At 70.4% G+C, this 13,048-nt stretch carries 9 protein-coding genes; 1 reads left to right on the top strand and 8 read right to left on the bottom strand.

The window, feature by feature from the left end; all coding sequences use genetic code 11:
* Positions 1-37: 37 nt before the first annotated feature.
* The gene (locus EP7_RS00345) at positions 38-1,627 is read right to left on the bottom strand and encodes an ArnT family glycosyltransferase (protein WP_463528472.1); all 1,590 of its coding nucleotides are present in this window, start codon (positions 1,625-1,627) and stop codon (positions 38-40) included.
* A 209-nt stretch (positions 1,628-1,836) separates the two neighbouring features.
* Between EP7_RS00345 and EP7_RS00340 the strand changes: the two genes are divergently transcribed.
* Positions 1,837-2,805 (top strand): MBL fold metallo-hydrolase, encoded by a 969-nt coding sequence (locus EP7_RS00340; RefSeq protein WP_463525552.1) that lies wholly within the window; start codon positions 1,837-1,839, stop codon positions 2,803-2,805.
* A 52-nt stretch (positions 2,806-2,857) separates the two neighbouring features.
* Here the strand turns inward: EP7_RS00340 and EP7_RS00335 are convergent, their stop codons facing one another.
* From EP7_RS00335 to dnaN, 7 genes are all read right to left on the bottom strand, one after another.
* On the bottom strand, positions 2,858-3,157 hold the full coding sequence (locus tag EP7_RS00335; protein WP_463525551.1) for a hypothetical protein: 300 nt from the start codon (positions 3,155-3,157) through the stop codon (positions 2,858-2,860).
* Positions 3,158-3,279: 122 nt separating this feature from the next.
* A complete protein-coding gene (locus EP7_RS00330) occupies positions 3,280-3,678 on the bottom strand; it encodes a type II toxin-antitoxin system VapC family toxin (RefSeq protein ID WP_463525550.1) in 399 nt (132 codons plus the stop codon).
* On the bottom strand, positions 3,675-3,917 hold the full coding sequence (locus EP7_RS00325; protein WP_463525549.1) for a hypothetical protein: 243 nt from the start codon (positions 3,915-3,917) through the stop codon (positions 3,675-3,677). Before EP7_RS00325 ends, EP7_RS00330 begins: the two co-directional genes overlap by 4 nt.
* 37 nt (positions 3,918-3,954) lie before the next feature.
* Complete coding sequence (locus EP7_RS00320; RefSeq protein ID WP_463525548.1) at positions 3,955-8,259, bottom strand: DEAD/DEAH box helicase; 4,305 nt, start codon at positions 8,257-8,259, stop codon at positions 3,955-3,957.
* A 320-nt stretch (positions 8,260-8,579) separates the two neighbouring features.
* On the bottom strand, positions 8,580-11,126 hold the full coding sequence (gene gyrB, locus EP7_RS00315) for a DNA topoisomerase (ATP-hydrolyzing) subunit B (RefSeq protein WP_463525547.1): 2,547 nt from the start codon (positions 11,124-11,126) through the stop codon (positions 8,580-8,582).
* A gap of 126 nt (positions 11,127-11,252) precedes the next feature.
* Entirely contained in the window at positions 11,253-11,714 is a 462-nt protein-coding gene (locus tag EP7_RS00310; RefSeq protein WP_463525546.1) for a DciA family protein, read from the bottom strand.
* A gap of 161 nt (positions 11,715-11,875) precedes the next feature.
* The gene (gene dnaN, locus EP7_RS00305) at positions 11,876-12,997 is read right to left on the bottom strand and encodes a DNA polymerase III subunit beta (protein WP_463525545.1); all 1,122 of its coding nucleotides are present in this window, start codon (positions 12,995-12,997) and stop codon (positions 11,876-11,878) included.
* Between the last annotated feature and the right edge of the window lie 51 nt (positions 12,998-13,048).

The following is a 13,048-nucleotide window of genomic DNA, read 5'->3' as shown; positions in this document are numbered from 1 at the left end:
GCGGGCGGGCCGAGATCTCGGCCCTTCGACGTTGAATTCAGCGGCGGTCAGGGCCGGGGACCGCGGCCACCGTCTCGGGCGTGATGCGGTAGAGGATGAAGGCGCGGTCGTCGACACTGGAGGAGGAGGCGCGGAGGATCGGGCCCTGGGAGAGGGTTTCAACTCGACCGAGACGGGCCAGGTCGGGCAGATCCCTTGAGCGGGCCAGGACGGCGAAGGGGGGGCCGGCCTGGGTCGAGGAGGCGGCGGCGAGCGACTCGATGCCCTGGTGCCAGGTGGCGGGGCGGGCGAAGGAGAAGAGGCGGATGGCCAGGTCGTGCGGGACCGGGCCGAAGGGGGTCGGGTAGGGCGTCCGGTCCCAGTCGTCGTAGAGCAAGGCCAGGGGTTCGCCGGCCTCGAGCGCGGCGGCGGCTTCCTCGTAATAGGCCCACTCGGATCCGCGGCGGTCGAGCAGGGGGCCTAGCAGGGGATAGCCCAGCGCGAAGCCGAAACCCAGCAGCGTGAAGGCCACCCGGGCGCACCGGACTGGCGAATAGCCCCTGATGGCCAGCCGGTGGGACCAGTGGACGAGGCCGAGCGCGGACCAGATGGCGAAGGGGGGAAGCGCGTGGATCGCGTAGTGGCCGTTCTTCACCGTGGCCATCGACAGCAACGCCAGGGGGGCCGCCGCCCAGGCCCAGAGCAGGCGGTCGATTCCGCCGCGCCCTCGGGCCGGCCAGGCGCGTCGCCACGACGTCCAGGCCCCCGCGATGGCCCAGGGGGTCCAGGGGAGGGTCTGGCCGAGCACGGCGAGCGGGTAAGTGAGCCTCGATCCGCCGGCGAAATGTTCGGGATTGGCGGCGAAGCGGTCGCTGACGTGCAGCGTCCAGAGGCCCAGGACCGACGGGTGCCGCGCGATGACCAGGGCCGGCCAGGTTAGGGCCAGCGCCGCCGCGAGCATCCAGCCTTTGCGCCAGCGAAGGGCCCGGAAGGTGGGCATATCGCGGTCCCAGAGTAGCACCGGCACCGTCGCCGCGGCGACGAGCACCGCGCCGAAGCCGATGCCTTTGGCCAGCGACAACGTGCCCAGCAGCCCGAACAGGGCCCAGCGCCAGGCCCGGTTCCCGGCCGGGACGGGCCCGGGGTCGTCGACCAGGGTGCGGAGGAGCGAGTCTTGCCGGAGGCGGTCGAAGGCGACGATGGTCCAGGTGATGAGCGCGGCGAGGTGGATGTCGGCCTCGGCGAGCCGACCCCGGGTGACGGCCCAGGCGGTGGTGGCCTGGACCAGGCCGGCGAGCAGGCCGACCGGGCCGCCGAACCGGCGCGCGGCGAGCGTGGCCACGCCGAGCGAGACGGCCATCGAGGCGAGCGCCGACGGGAACCGGGCCACGGCCGCATTCACCCCTCCGGCGATGAGCCCGGAAGCAGCCACGAGCCAGGTGGGCAGGGGGGGCTTTTCCAGCCAGGGCTGGCCATTCACCCTGGGGACGAGCAGTCCGCCGCCGTCGATCATCTCGCGCGCGGGCTGCGCCACGAAGGCCTCGTGGTAGGTCAACCGGGCGGAGGAGCCCAGCCCCGGCAGCAGCGTCAGGGCGGCCATCGCGACCACCAAGGCCCCGCGCGACAGGCCCAGCCGAGCCTCGGGCATCGTCAACGTCGGGGACCTCCCATGGCTGCAAACCCAGGGGTCCGGCGGGCGTCCTTGCCCGGGACCGACCCGGATTTGACCACCGATCGGCAAATCCAACCAGCCGAATCCGGCCGGGAACCGGGGGTGCCACACGACCGAGCGGCGCGATGTTTGCTTCCGAGCCAGTGGATCCGATCGAGATGAGCCCGATCCGAGGAGACGCACCGATGAGCACGATCCTGGCACCGGAACGCGAGCGTGCCCGGCCCGATGGATGGCCGCGTGAGATTGCCCACGACCTGGCCTATCTGCGAACCGGGATCGTCAACGTCTACTTCCACGGCCCGCCCGGGGCGGGAGACCGGGGCTGGGTGCTGGTCGACGCCGGCCTGCCCGGCTGGACCGGGTCAATCATCGAGGCCGCGGCCCGGCGGTTCGGCCCGTCATCGGGCCCGTCGGCCATCGTCCTGACCCACGGCCACTTCGACCACGTGGGGGCCCTGCCCGCGCTGGCCCAGCGGTGGGACGTGCCGGTTTATGTGCATGACCTGGAGATGCCCTACGTCACCGGCCGGTCGAAGTACCCACCCCCCGACCCGACCGTCGGCGGCGGCGCGATGGCATCCCTGTCCTGGCTCTATCCGCGAGGGCCGATCGAGCTTGGTGGCAGGGCCAGACCCCTGCCGGCCGACGGCAGCGTGCCGGGCATGGCCGGCTACCGCTGGATCCACACGCCGGGCCATTCCCCGGGCCACATCGCCCTCTTCCGCGACGAGGACGGGACCCTGATCGCCGGCGATGCCTTCGTCACCGTCAAGCAGGAATCACTGCTGGCCGTGGCCGCGCAGGCCCCCGAGATCCACGGCCCGCCCGCCTACTTCACCTGCGACTGGAAGTCCGCCGCGACCTCCGTGCGAGAGCTGGCCGCCCTCGAGCCGAAGCTCGCCGCCACCGGCCACGGAATCCCCCTCTCCGGCCCCTCGATGCTGGCAAGCCTGCACGAGCTGGCAAGAGACTTCGACCGCCGTTCCATCCCCTCCCACGGCCGCTACGCCCACCAACCCGCGCGAACCGACGCCGACGGAATCGTCTCCATCCCCCCCGACGTCGGCCACCCGATCGGTGCGCTGGCGGCGGGGCTTGGCCTGGGATTGGTGGCCGGGATGATCGCGGGAAACCGGCGCAGGCGGGCCTGAGGAAAATTCCTCCGGGGCCGAACCCCACGGCATCGATCTCGACCGATCGGCTTCACTTCCCCCTGGCTTGCAGGAATTCCAGGAGTTGTTGCGAGAACACCCGGTCCTGCATCGCAAGCCAGCAACGGGCCGACGTCACCTGGGCCGGCGTCGGGATCGCGCCGTCATCCAGGTCGCGCATCCCGTCGGCCAGGTCGTTTTCCAGGAATTCCGCAAGCTGCGGGAGGGTCTCCGGGGGCAATTCCCCGAGGACCAACGAAGGGTCGCCCGGGTCGACGAGATTCAGGCAATCCACTACGAGTTCTTGGCTCGTCTTCGTGCCCTTGGAATATCTGTCGATGAGTTCGTACATATTTATGATTCTTGTTTCCCCCATTCGGCGATCCGGGCCGCATTCCATGCGATCCAAATATGCAAAGCACAGAAACCGCCACCGTTTGGCTTGCGTGTCTATTTATCCGAGACGACGTACGTTCACGGATCGAGCCAATCGACCAGACGCAGATTGGGGATGTTGCGAAAGTCGGCAGTATTATGTGTGACGAGGGTGAGGTTATGGACAAGGGCGACGGAAGCGATCATCAAGTCCATCACAGGAACCGAGAGGCCCGTGCGGAGCAGGGCACCCCGGACCAACCCGAAACGCTCCGCGCATTCCTCGTCAAAAGGAAGAACGGAGACGTCCAAGAGGAGGTCCCCGATCTTCTGAAGCAAGGGGGAGTGATTGGGGACGTGATACGCCCCGGCGTAGAGTTCCGCGAGGACGACGGTCGGAATAAAGAGGCCCCCGCCGTGCTGGATGAATCGATGGGCAAGGCCCGCGGGCCGGCGAAAGTGGGCGGCGCAGATGTTGGTATCGAGCAGGTGACTCATTCGATCCCTTGAGGCCGTCGTTCGCGGGCCCGGTCTTGCTGGATCTCATCGAAGACGGCGTCCAGCTCGGGATGATCGGTCCAGCCGCCGGCGGATCTGAGGATTCCCTCGCCCCACGGTGTGGGCTTGGGAGCAATCGTCAGACGTACCTCGACCTCCTCACCTTCAACGAGGCCGAGGTCGCGGTCGAGTTCAATCGTCTTGCCGCGGATCACGCCCTTCGCGAGCCTTGAGGTCATGCTGCACCTCCGTAGTCGGTGTCGGGCAGGGAAAAAATCAGGAGAGCAGGAACTCCAGGTCGTCGCGGGAGAGGTTGGGGAGGAGGCGGCCGTCTCCTTCGAGGATGGACTCGGCGAGCTCTCGCTTCTTCTGCTGGAGTTCGAGGATCTTCTGCTCGACGGTGTCGCGGCAGATGAGGCGGTAGGCGAAGACGTTCTGGGTCTGGCCGATCCGGTGGGAGCGGTCGATGGCCTGGGCCTCGACGGCGGGGTTCCACCAGGGGTCGAGCAGGTAGACGTAGCCGGCCGAGGTCAGGTTCAGGCCGAGGCCGCCGGCCTTCAGGCTGATCAGGAAGACGGGGACCGTCGGGTCGGTCTGGAACCGCTCGACGCGCTCGGCGCGGTCGCGGGTCTGGCCGTCGAGGTATTCGTAAGTGATGTTCTCGGCTTCGAGGCGGTCGCGGACCAGGCCGAGGAACTTGGTGAACTGGGAGAAGATGAGGACCTTGTGCCCCTCGGCGATGACCTCGGCGAGCTGGGGCAGGAGCATGTCGAGCTTGGCGCTGGGCTCGCCGCCGCGCGAGGGGTCGATGAGGCCGGGGTGGCAGGCGGCCTGGCGGAGGCGGAGGAGGGCCTCGAGGATCTCGATGTTGTTGGCGCGGGTGGCCTCGCCGGCCTCGCGGCGGAGCAGGGCGCCGCGGTAGTGCTCGCGGAGGTCCTCGTAGGTCTTGCGCTGGGCGGGCTCCATGTCGCAGTGGAGGATCTGCTCGGTCTTCTCGGGGAGGTCCTTGACGACCTGCGTCTTGGTCCTGCGGAGGATGAACGGCTTGAGGGCCTTGGCCAGGGCGGCGCGGGCGGCGTCGTCGGTGCCGGCGGAGCCGCCGGTGTGGCGCTTGAAGACGCCGGCGGTGCCGAGCATGCCGGGGTTGAGGAACTCGATGATCGACCAGAGCTCGCCGAGGTGGTTCTCGATGGGCGTGCCGCTCATGGCCAGGCGGTGGCGGCCGCGCAGCAGGCGGGCGGCCTTGGAGGCCTGGCTGTCGGCGTTCTTGATCGCCTGGGCCTCGTCGAGGATGACGTAGTCGAACTCGCGCTGGGTGAGCTCGGCGATGTCGGACCGCATATTCCCATACGTGGTGACGACGAGGTCGTAGTCGCTGAACTGCTCGCGGAGGGCGGCGCGGCCGGGCCCGGTGTAGTCGAGCACGCGGAGCCTGGGGGTGAAGCGGGTCGCCTCCTGGATCCAGTTGAAGACGAGCGACCTGGGGACGACGATCAGGGAGGGGGCCTTGGCCTTGCGGCGGGCGCGTCGGCCCTGGAGCAGGGCGAGGACCTGGACGGTCTTGCCCAGCCCCATGTCGTCGGCCAGGATGCCGCCGAAGTCGAACTTCTGGAGGTATTCGAGCCAGCCGAGGCCCTCGCACTGATAGGGCCGAAGCTCGCCGCGGAAGCCGGCGGGGGCCTCCTTGGGGGCGACGCCGTCGAACGTGCGCAGCTCCTGGCGGACCTTGGCGAAGGGGGCGTCGACCTTGATCTCGCCCTGGGCGGCGAGGAGCGAGTCGATGAGGCCGACCTGGGCCCTGCCGAAGCGGATGTGGCCGTCCTCGGTGGTCCCCATCTCGGCGATCATGCCGTACTGCTTGATCCAGGCCTCGGGCAGGACGCCCATCGAGCCGTCGCCGAGCTGGATCATGTCGTCGCCGCGCTTGGCGGCGGCCAGGACGTCGGGCAGGGAGAGCGACTGGTCGCCGAAGTCGACGCGGCCGTCGAGCTCGAACCAGTCGATGCCGCTGGAGACGGAGAGCTTGAACTCGCCGGCGGGCCGGATCAGCTTGCCTTCGGCCTCGACGCGCCATCCGGCGGCGACGAGCTCGAGGGAGACGGGGGTCATCCGCTTGGGGGGCAGCTCGAGGGTGCCGGGGTCGAGCCGGATGTCCTTGGCCTCGCGGAAGCCCAGCTCGAACAGCTTGATGGCGGCCTTCGCCTCGGTGTCCTCGTCGCGGAAGATGACCAGCCCCAGCTCGCTGCGCACGGCGAGGCGGCCGGGGGGGTCGACGGGGATGGAGATGCCGTCGTAGAGGAACGTCAGCTCGCCCAGGAGGCGGTCGGGGCCGCCGTAGGTCTGGCGCGGGGTGCGCAGGGTTAGGCAGGCCTGGGGGGGAGTGGCCACCTCGACGAGGGGGAGCGACTCGATGAGCTCGGCGGGGGCGACCCTGGATTCGAGGAGGATCTTGCCGAGCATGGTGTCTTGCTGCGGGCCGTCGAAGACGAGCTCCTTCTCATGGCGGAGGCGGGCGACCCAGAGCGCGACGCCGGAGTCGTCGAATCGGGCGATGCGGCCGGCGCCCAGGGCGAGCAGGCCCGGGACGATCAGGAGCGGCTCGATGAGGTCCATCCGCTGCTCGCCGGGGCCGCGCGGGTCGTTGCGGCGGAGCGACCCACGCCAGGTCCAGCGCTTGCCGGAGGGGTCGCACTTGATGTCGATGCCGAACCGCCAGGGGGGTCCGTCGTCCCAGCGAGTGGTGGGCGGATCGTCCTCGCCATCGGCGCGCCTGAGCCTGAGGCGGCCGCTGCGGGCCAGCCGCTCGACGAGGTCGGCCTGGACGTCGGGCCGGACGAGATAACGGCGGGTGCCGGCGGTCTCGGGGTGGCTGGACGAGTTGGTGGACGACTGGGCCTGCTCCATCAAGTCGAGCAGCTCGCGATCCTCGGGGTCGTACCGCCCGGGTGCGCCGGCGGGGGTGTGCCACCAGGGGCGCAGGGGGCCCCACTCGCCGGTGGGCCTGCGTTCGCGGCGAGCCAGGTCGATGACGACCTGATTCTGGGCCAGCGAGGCGGGGACGTCGAGCACGTAGATGAGAAGCCGCTTGGTGTTGCGCGCGGCCTGCTGCTTGGTGGCGACCTTCTTCAGGGGGCGGGGCTCGGGGCGGGCGGCGACGGGCTTGCCGTTGACATAGATGAGGCCCGGCGACCGGCCCGGGACCTGACCCTGCTGGGGCCGCTGCGGCGGCATGCCGGGCCGGGTCGGCGCGTTGCCCTGGGGGGGCGGCATGGGCCCGGGGCCGTTGCCCGTGGCGGTGCGCCTGCGGTTGTTAATCTGCTGGTTGCGGCCCTGATTGCGGCCCTGCCCGGGGCCCGGGGGCTGCGGCTGGCCCTGGCCATAGCCGCCTTGCGGGCCATAGCCGGACGTATTCCCGTATCCGCCGGGGCCCTGGGGGGGGCCGCCTTGCGGGATGTAGCCCTGCGGGGGGCCGTAACCCTTGGAACCACCCCCCTGCTGCGGGCCATAGCCGGGGGCCTGGCCCTGGTAGGGTCGCTGCGCGGGATAGTCGGCGGGGGGCCGCTGCGCAGGTGGGTTGTTGGCGTGGCGTGGCGTGCTGGTCGGTCGCTGCGCGGGATAGTCTCTGGGAGGCCGGGGCGCGGGGTAATCGGCCGGGGGGCGGGGCCCGGGGAAGTCCTTGGAGTTGCCGTACTCGTTGATGAACGGGCCCTGGGTGTAATTCTGGGGGCCGAAGGGGGGGTAGTGCTGGTCGCGGTCGCCGGGGCCCGCGACCGGCTCGACGTCAACTTGCTTGGGAGTGTCGCTGATCAGGCGGAGCGGGCGCGAGGGGGGGGCGGCCAGCAGGGCGAGGTTGTCCGAGGCGAGGATGGTGGCCCAGAGGTGCTTGCAGGGGACGCCGTCGGGGGCGAAGTAGGGGCAGGAGCAAGACGCGTGCAGCCGTCCGCCGCGCATCCGGAGCTTGACGCGGTAGGAGGTGGTGCCGCGAACCTTGGCGGCGACGATCTCGCCCGGCCTGGACGAGGTGACCGAGACGCGCCCCTTGGCGAAGTAAGACTGGCCGCGGGCGCGGACCCCCTCGGCGAAGTCGCGGAGGAGCTTGGGGGCGAGGGCCAGCGACGAGTCGCGCGAGGGCTGCGGCTGCTGCTGCTGGGACCGGTGGTCGGCCGGCCGTTCGCGGCGCCTGCCTCCCTGACCGGCGGCGGGCCTGCCGTTGCCCTGCGGCGGCGGCGGCGGGGCGTTGCCGGATTCGCGACGCCTGGTGTTCTGGCCCGGCCCATTGCCCTGCGGCGGCGGGGCGTTGCCCTGCGGGGGGGCGTTGCCCTGCGGGCCGGGCCGCTGCTGCGGCCTGCGGCCGCGCGGCCGGTTCTGGCCGGCGTCGCGGTCGTATCGGGGGCCGCGTTCGCGGTCCCGGTTGACGTGCGGATCGGGGGGCGGGCCCGGCTCGGGGTCGCGCGGCCGATCCTGGGGCCCTCGCTCGGCGTCGTGGGGCCGATCATGGGAGCCCCGCTCGGCGTCGCGATCCCTGTCCGGACCGCCCGAGGGAGGGGTCGATCCCGCATTATTCCAGAAATCACCATTCACGGAATCAAGCGAGCCGTGACCGGCCAGCCCCGCACGTCCTCGGTCTCCCGGGCGAGCGCCGGCGTCGCCGACAGCTCGGCCACGCCCGGTCGTCCCGGATCCACGATACTCAACGGCCCGACGGGCCGCCCGCTTCGACGAACGCCATCCCGAACCTGCACGAACCTCGAACCTGGCGCATCGAACCTACTGAGAACTCCCGGGGCGCACCGCGCCGCCCCCCACTGCTGCCCCGCGAGTCGATCTCCCGCCGGCCGGCCGGCCCGTCATCGGGCCTCGGTGTCGGGCCTCGGCGGCCCCAAATCCCGGCCGGGACAGGCTCAGACGTCGAGATTCTTGACCTCCAGCGCGTGCTTCTCGATGAACTGGCGCCGGGGCTCGACGTCGTCGCCCATCAGGGTGGTGAACAGGTCATTGGCCGCGGCCACGTCGTCCAGGCGGACCTGCATCAGCGTCCGCCGCGACGGGTCCATGGTGGTCTCCCAGAGCTGCTCGGCGTCCATCTCGCCGAGACCCTTGAACCGGGTGATCTTCATCCCCTTCTCGCCCAGCTTGCGCACGGTGGCGACCAGCTCGCGCAGGTCCATCAGGGGGTGAGACTCGCCGTCGCGTTGCAGGAGGAACCGGGGGGGCGGGTCGTCGCCGGTGATTTCCAGCGGCAGGAGGACGTCGGCCCGCAGGCCGAACTCGTCGCGGAGCCTGGCCAGGAATTTGTTGAGCGTGCGGACCTCGTGGAGCTCGGTGACGCGGTCGGCCGAGGCGGCCTCGGCCTCAGCCTCGGCGGGTTCGGGTTGCCCGCCGCTCGCGGCGTCGAGGCTCGCCTGCACCTGATCGTCTTCCAATTCATCGGCCGTGTAAAGATGGCGCTCCCGAGAACCGTCCTTCACGATGAACAGGGGCAACATCCCGGCGCGGGGGTCGGCCTTGGGGTCGGTGGCCGGATGCGCCAGCGCCAGGAACGGCCTGAGCGGCCGGTTGCGGCGGCCGAAGGCACGCAGGGCGTTGTCCAGGCCGGTGACGACCTCCAGGAGGGCCTGCAGGCGGGCCCCGTCGATCGGTTCGGCGGCCTGGCCTTCCGTGGGGCGTGCGGGCTCCAGGCGGGCCCCGTCGAGGCCGGCGCCGTTGAGGATCGCGTTCATCGCCACGTCGGTCTGGACGTAGCGCCGCTCTTTCTTGTTCGCCATCATGTACAGCGGCGGCTGGGCCACGTAGAGGTGTCCCTCGGCCACCAGGCGGGGCATCTGGCGGTAGAAGAAGGTCATCAGCAGGGTCCGGATGTGCGACCCGTCCACGTCGGCGTCGCTCATCATCACGACCTTGCCGTAGCGCCTGCGGGAGGGGTCTTCCTCCTCGCCGATGCCGTTGCCGACGGCCGTGATGATGTTGCGGACCTCTTCGTTGCCCAGGACCTTGTCGAGCCTGGCGCGCTCGACGTTGAGGATCTTGCCTCGGAGCGGGAGGATGGCCTGGTAGAGCCGGTCCCGGCCCCCCTCGGCGGTCCCGCCCGCGGAGTCACCCTCGACGAGGAACAGCTCGCTGGACTCCTGGTCGCGGCTGGTGCAGTCCATGAGCTTGCCGGGCAGCCCGCCGCCGGAGAGGACCCCCTTGCGGTTGCGGACCAGCTCGCGGGCCTTGCGGGCCGCCTCGCGGGCCTCGGCCGCCAGCAGGGCCTTGGCGATGACCTTCTTGGCCGCGGCGGGGTTCTGCTCGAGGAACTCGGCCAGCTTGTCGTTGACGATCTTGGCGACGATCCCCTCGACCTCGCCGTTGCCCAGCTTGGTCTTCGTCTGCCCCTCGAACTGGGGGTCGGGGACGCGGACGCTGACGATGGCGGTGAGGCCTTCCTTGAAGTCCTCGCCGGTGATGGCCAGGTCCTTCGACTTGGCCGGGGCGGCCGCCTTGGCGTAGTTGTTCAGCGACCGGGTGAGCGCCGACCGGAAGCCGGTCAGGTGCGTCCCCCCCTCGATCGTGTGGATGTTGTTGCAGTACGAGACGACGTTCTCGCTGATCGACTCGTTGTACTGCACCGCGATCTCGACCTCGACGCCGCGGTCTTCGTCGCGCCCCTGGAGCACCATCGGCGGGTGGATCGGCGTCTGCGCCCGGTTGAGGTAAGTGACGAACTCGGCGATCCCCTCGGACGAGAAGAACTCCTCGACCTTGGGCTCCTCGCTCCGCTCATCCTTCAGCGAGATCCTGACCCCCTTGTTGAGGTAGGACAGCTCGCGGAGCCGCTTCTCCAGGATGTCGTAGTCGAACGTCGTGCGGGCCTGGAAGATGGTCGCGTCGGGGAGGAATCGGATCCGGGTGCCGGTGGTCCGGGTGGTGCCGAACGGGCGGACTTCGCCGACGGCGACCCCCTGGCGATAGTCCTGGCGCCAGACCTGGCCGTCGCGGTGGACCTCGGCCTCGAGCCACTCGGACAGGGCGTTGACGACGGTGACGCCGACGCCGTGCAGGCCGCCGGAGACCTTGTAGGTATCGTGGTCGAACTTGCCGCCGGCGTGGGGGGTGGTCAGGACGACTTCCAGCGTGCTCTTGCCGGTCTCGTGGAGGCCGACGGGGATCCCGCGGCCGTCGTCGACGATGGAGACCGACTCGTCGACGTGCACCGTCACGTTAATGTTGGAGCAGTGGCCGGCCATGGCCTCGTCGATCGAGTTGTCGACCACCTCATAAATGAGGTGGTGGAGCCCCCGGGACGTGACGTCGCCGATGTACATGCTGGGGCGCAGGCGGATGGCCTCGATGCCTTCCAGGACGCGGATGTTGGACTCATTGTAGCCGGGCTTGATGGCGCCGGCGCCGTTGCCGTTCTCGGCCCCACGCTCCATCTCGGTCGTCTCGTCGGTCTTGCTCGGAGCCATCGTGCGTTCACCTCGGTCGGGCCAGCAAGGCGGAGGGCCAACGGGCGTTTGCGTCGCGGGCGGCGGATGGGGCGGGACGGTGCAGGGGACGCGGCCCTTGGGTTCGGGGCGGGTCGCCCCGGCCGGCTAGAGAGACGGCTTGCGTGGTGCCCTGGGCGCGACCCGGGGCCCTTTGGTGGCCGAGGTCGTCCCCGGTGGTGCGGGTGCCGGGTCGGGTCGGGCCTCGTCGGCCGCGGTGTCGATCCTGGCCTTGGGCCTGGGTTTCTCCGGCTCGTCCACCCCCCCCACGCGGAAGCGGATGTCGTGGACGACGGTGCCCGGTGCGTCGCGGCGCAGGGACGCCAGCAGGGCGGGCTTGCGGAAGGCGGCCAGTTCTTCGAGCAGGGCGGGGTTGGCCACGGTGACGTTCAGGACGCCCCGGCGGACGCCCCCGAGTCGGGTCTGGCGGCAGGCCGGCTCGCCGACCGCCTCGTTCCAGGCCGTTTCCAGCTCGCCGACGGCCCGGATCCGGCTGTAACCCCGGGCGGCGAACAGCTCGCCCAGGATGTCCGACAGCGACCTCGGTCCGCGACGATTCGGGCTCTGCATGGAAGAGGTCACCTCGCTTGCGACGTGCGGCCCGCAGCACGCCACGTCGCCCCACGTGAACGGTTTTCCATCATACGCGGATCGGGCCCGCGCCGCAACGGGCGGGGCCCCCCGCCGGCCGACTTGCCCGGCGGGTGCGTGGGCCGGCCCCCCGGCGGCGGTCAGGGGCGGTCGCGGGTCAGGGGCATGACGACGTAGGTGTACTGGTCCTCGGTCTTGAAGACGGCCGCGTTCTTGTGGTCGATCAGCTCGGCGGTCAGGGCCGCGCCGTCGTCGAGGGTCTTCAGCGCGTCGACCAGGTAGCGGGGGTCGAACGTGATCTCGACGGTCTTGCCCTCGTAGTTGATGGGCAGCTCGACGACGGAGCTGCCGGCGTCGGGGGCCTGGCTGGTGAGGACGAGCTTGCCCGTCTCGAACCGGAAGTCGACCCCCCGGCTCTCCTCGCTGGTGACGATGGAGGCCTGCTCGACGGCCAGCCGCAGGGTGCCGACCTCGAGCGGGACGCGGACGTCGACCTGGGCGGGGAAGACGTCCTGATAGCGGGGGAAGCGGCCCTCGACCAGGCGGCTGTAGATGACCGCGCGGTCGGTCCGCACTAGCACCGCGGAGCCCGACTGGAAGGCCAGGTGGACCGGCGGGTCCTGGTCGTCGAGGTTGCGCTCGATGAGCTTGAGGGCCTTGACGGGGATGACGGGGCTGCCGGCCGGGCTGACGGCGCCGTGCTCGGCCTCGGCCGGGGCGACCATCCGGGCCAGCCGCCTGCCGTCGGTGCCGACCATGGTGATCGACTCGTCGGTGAGCTCGACGAGGACGCCCCCCAGGGCGTATCGGGTGCTCTCCACGTCGGTGGCGAACATGGTCCGGCGGATGAGCCTGCGGAGGTCGGCCGCGGCGATGGTGTGGTAGCTGACGGCGGCGAAGTCGGGCACCTCGGGGAAGAGGTTGGGGTCTTCCGCCGGCAGCTTGAACTGGCTGTAGGTGCCGCGGACGACGAGCTGGTCATCGACCACCTCGACGTAGAGGTCCCCGTCGGAGCTGGTCCTGAGGATCTGGCCCATCTTGCCGGTGGGCAGGATGACGGAGCCGGATTGCTCGACCTTGACGCCGAGGGCCTTGTAGCGGATCCCGACCTCGAGGTCGGTCGCCATTAGGGTCGACCCCTCTTCCGGGTCGGTCACGAGCTTGACGTTCTGGAGGATCGGCTTGGGGCTGCGCGCCGGGGCGACGCCGCTGACCATGCCGAACGCGGCGAGCAGACCGTCGCGGTTGCACAACGCCTTCATGCGAGATCCCCGCCCCTGTCTAGGGCCCAATCCTTAGGCCGTTCTTCCCGG

This window comes from Isosphaeraceae bacterium EP7 (assembly GCA_038400315.1).
In the GTDB taxonomy this organism is placed as follows: domain Bacteria; phylum Planctomycetota; class Planctomycetia; order Isosphaerales; family Isosphaeraceae; genus EP7.
This window is presented reverse-complemented; position numbering and strand designations above follow the sequence as displayed.

Excerpts from the sequence above, each read along its gene's own strand:
- EP7_RS00335 (WP_463525551.1), bottom strand. The coding sequence starts at position 3,157 with ATGTACGAACTCATCGACAGATATTCCAAGGGCACGAAGACGAGCCAA.
- dnaN (WP_463525545.1), bottom strand. The coding sequence starts at position 12,997 with ATGAAGGCGTTGTGCAACCGCGACGGTCTGCTCGCCGCGTTCGGCATG.
- EP7_RS00340 (WP_463525552.1), top strand. The coding sequence starts at position 1,837 with ATGAGCACGATCCTGGCACCGGAACGCGAGCGTGCCCGGCCCGATGGA.
- EP7_RS00345 (WP_463528472.1), bottom strand. The coding sequence starts at position 1,627 with ATGCCCGAGGCTCGGCTGGGCCTGTCGCGCGGGGCCTTGGTGGTCGCG.
- gyrB (WP_463525547.1), bottom strand. The coding sequence starts at position 11,126 with ATGGCTCCGAGCAAGACCGACGAGACGACCGAGATGGAGCGTGGGGCC.
- EP7_RS00325 (WP_463525549.1), bottom strand. The coding sequence starts at position 3,917 with ATGACCTCAAGGCTCGCGAAGGGCGTGATCCGCGGCAAGACGATTGAA.
- EP7_RS00310 (WP_463525546.1), bottom strand. The coding sequence starts at position 11,714 with ATGCAGAGCCCGAATCGTCGCGGACCGAGGTCGCTGTCGGACATCCTG.
- EP7_RS00330 (WP_463525550.1), bottom strand. The coding sequence starts at position 3,678 with ATGAGTCACCTGCTCGATACCAACATCTGCGCCGCCCACTTTCGCCGG.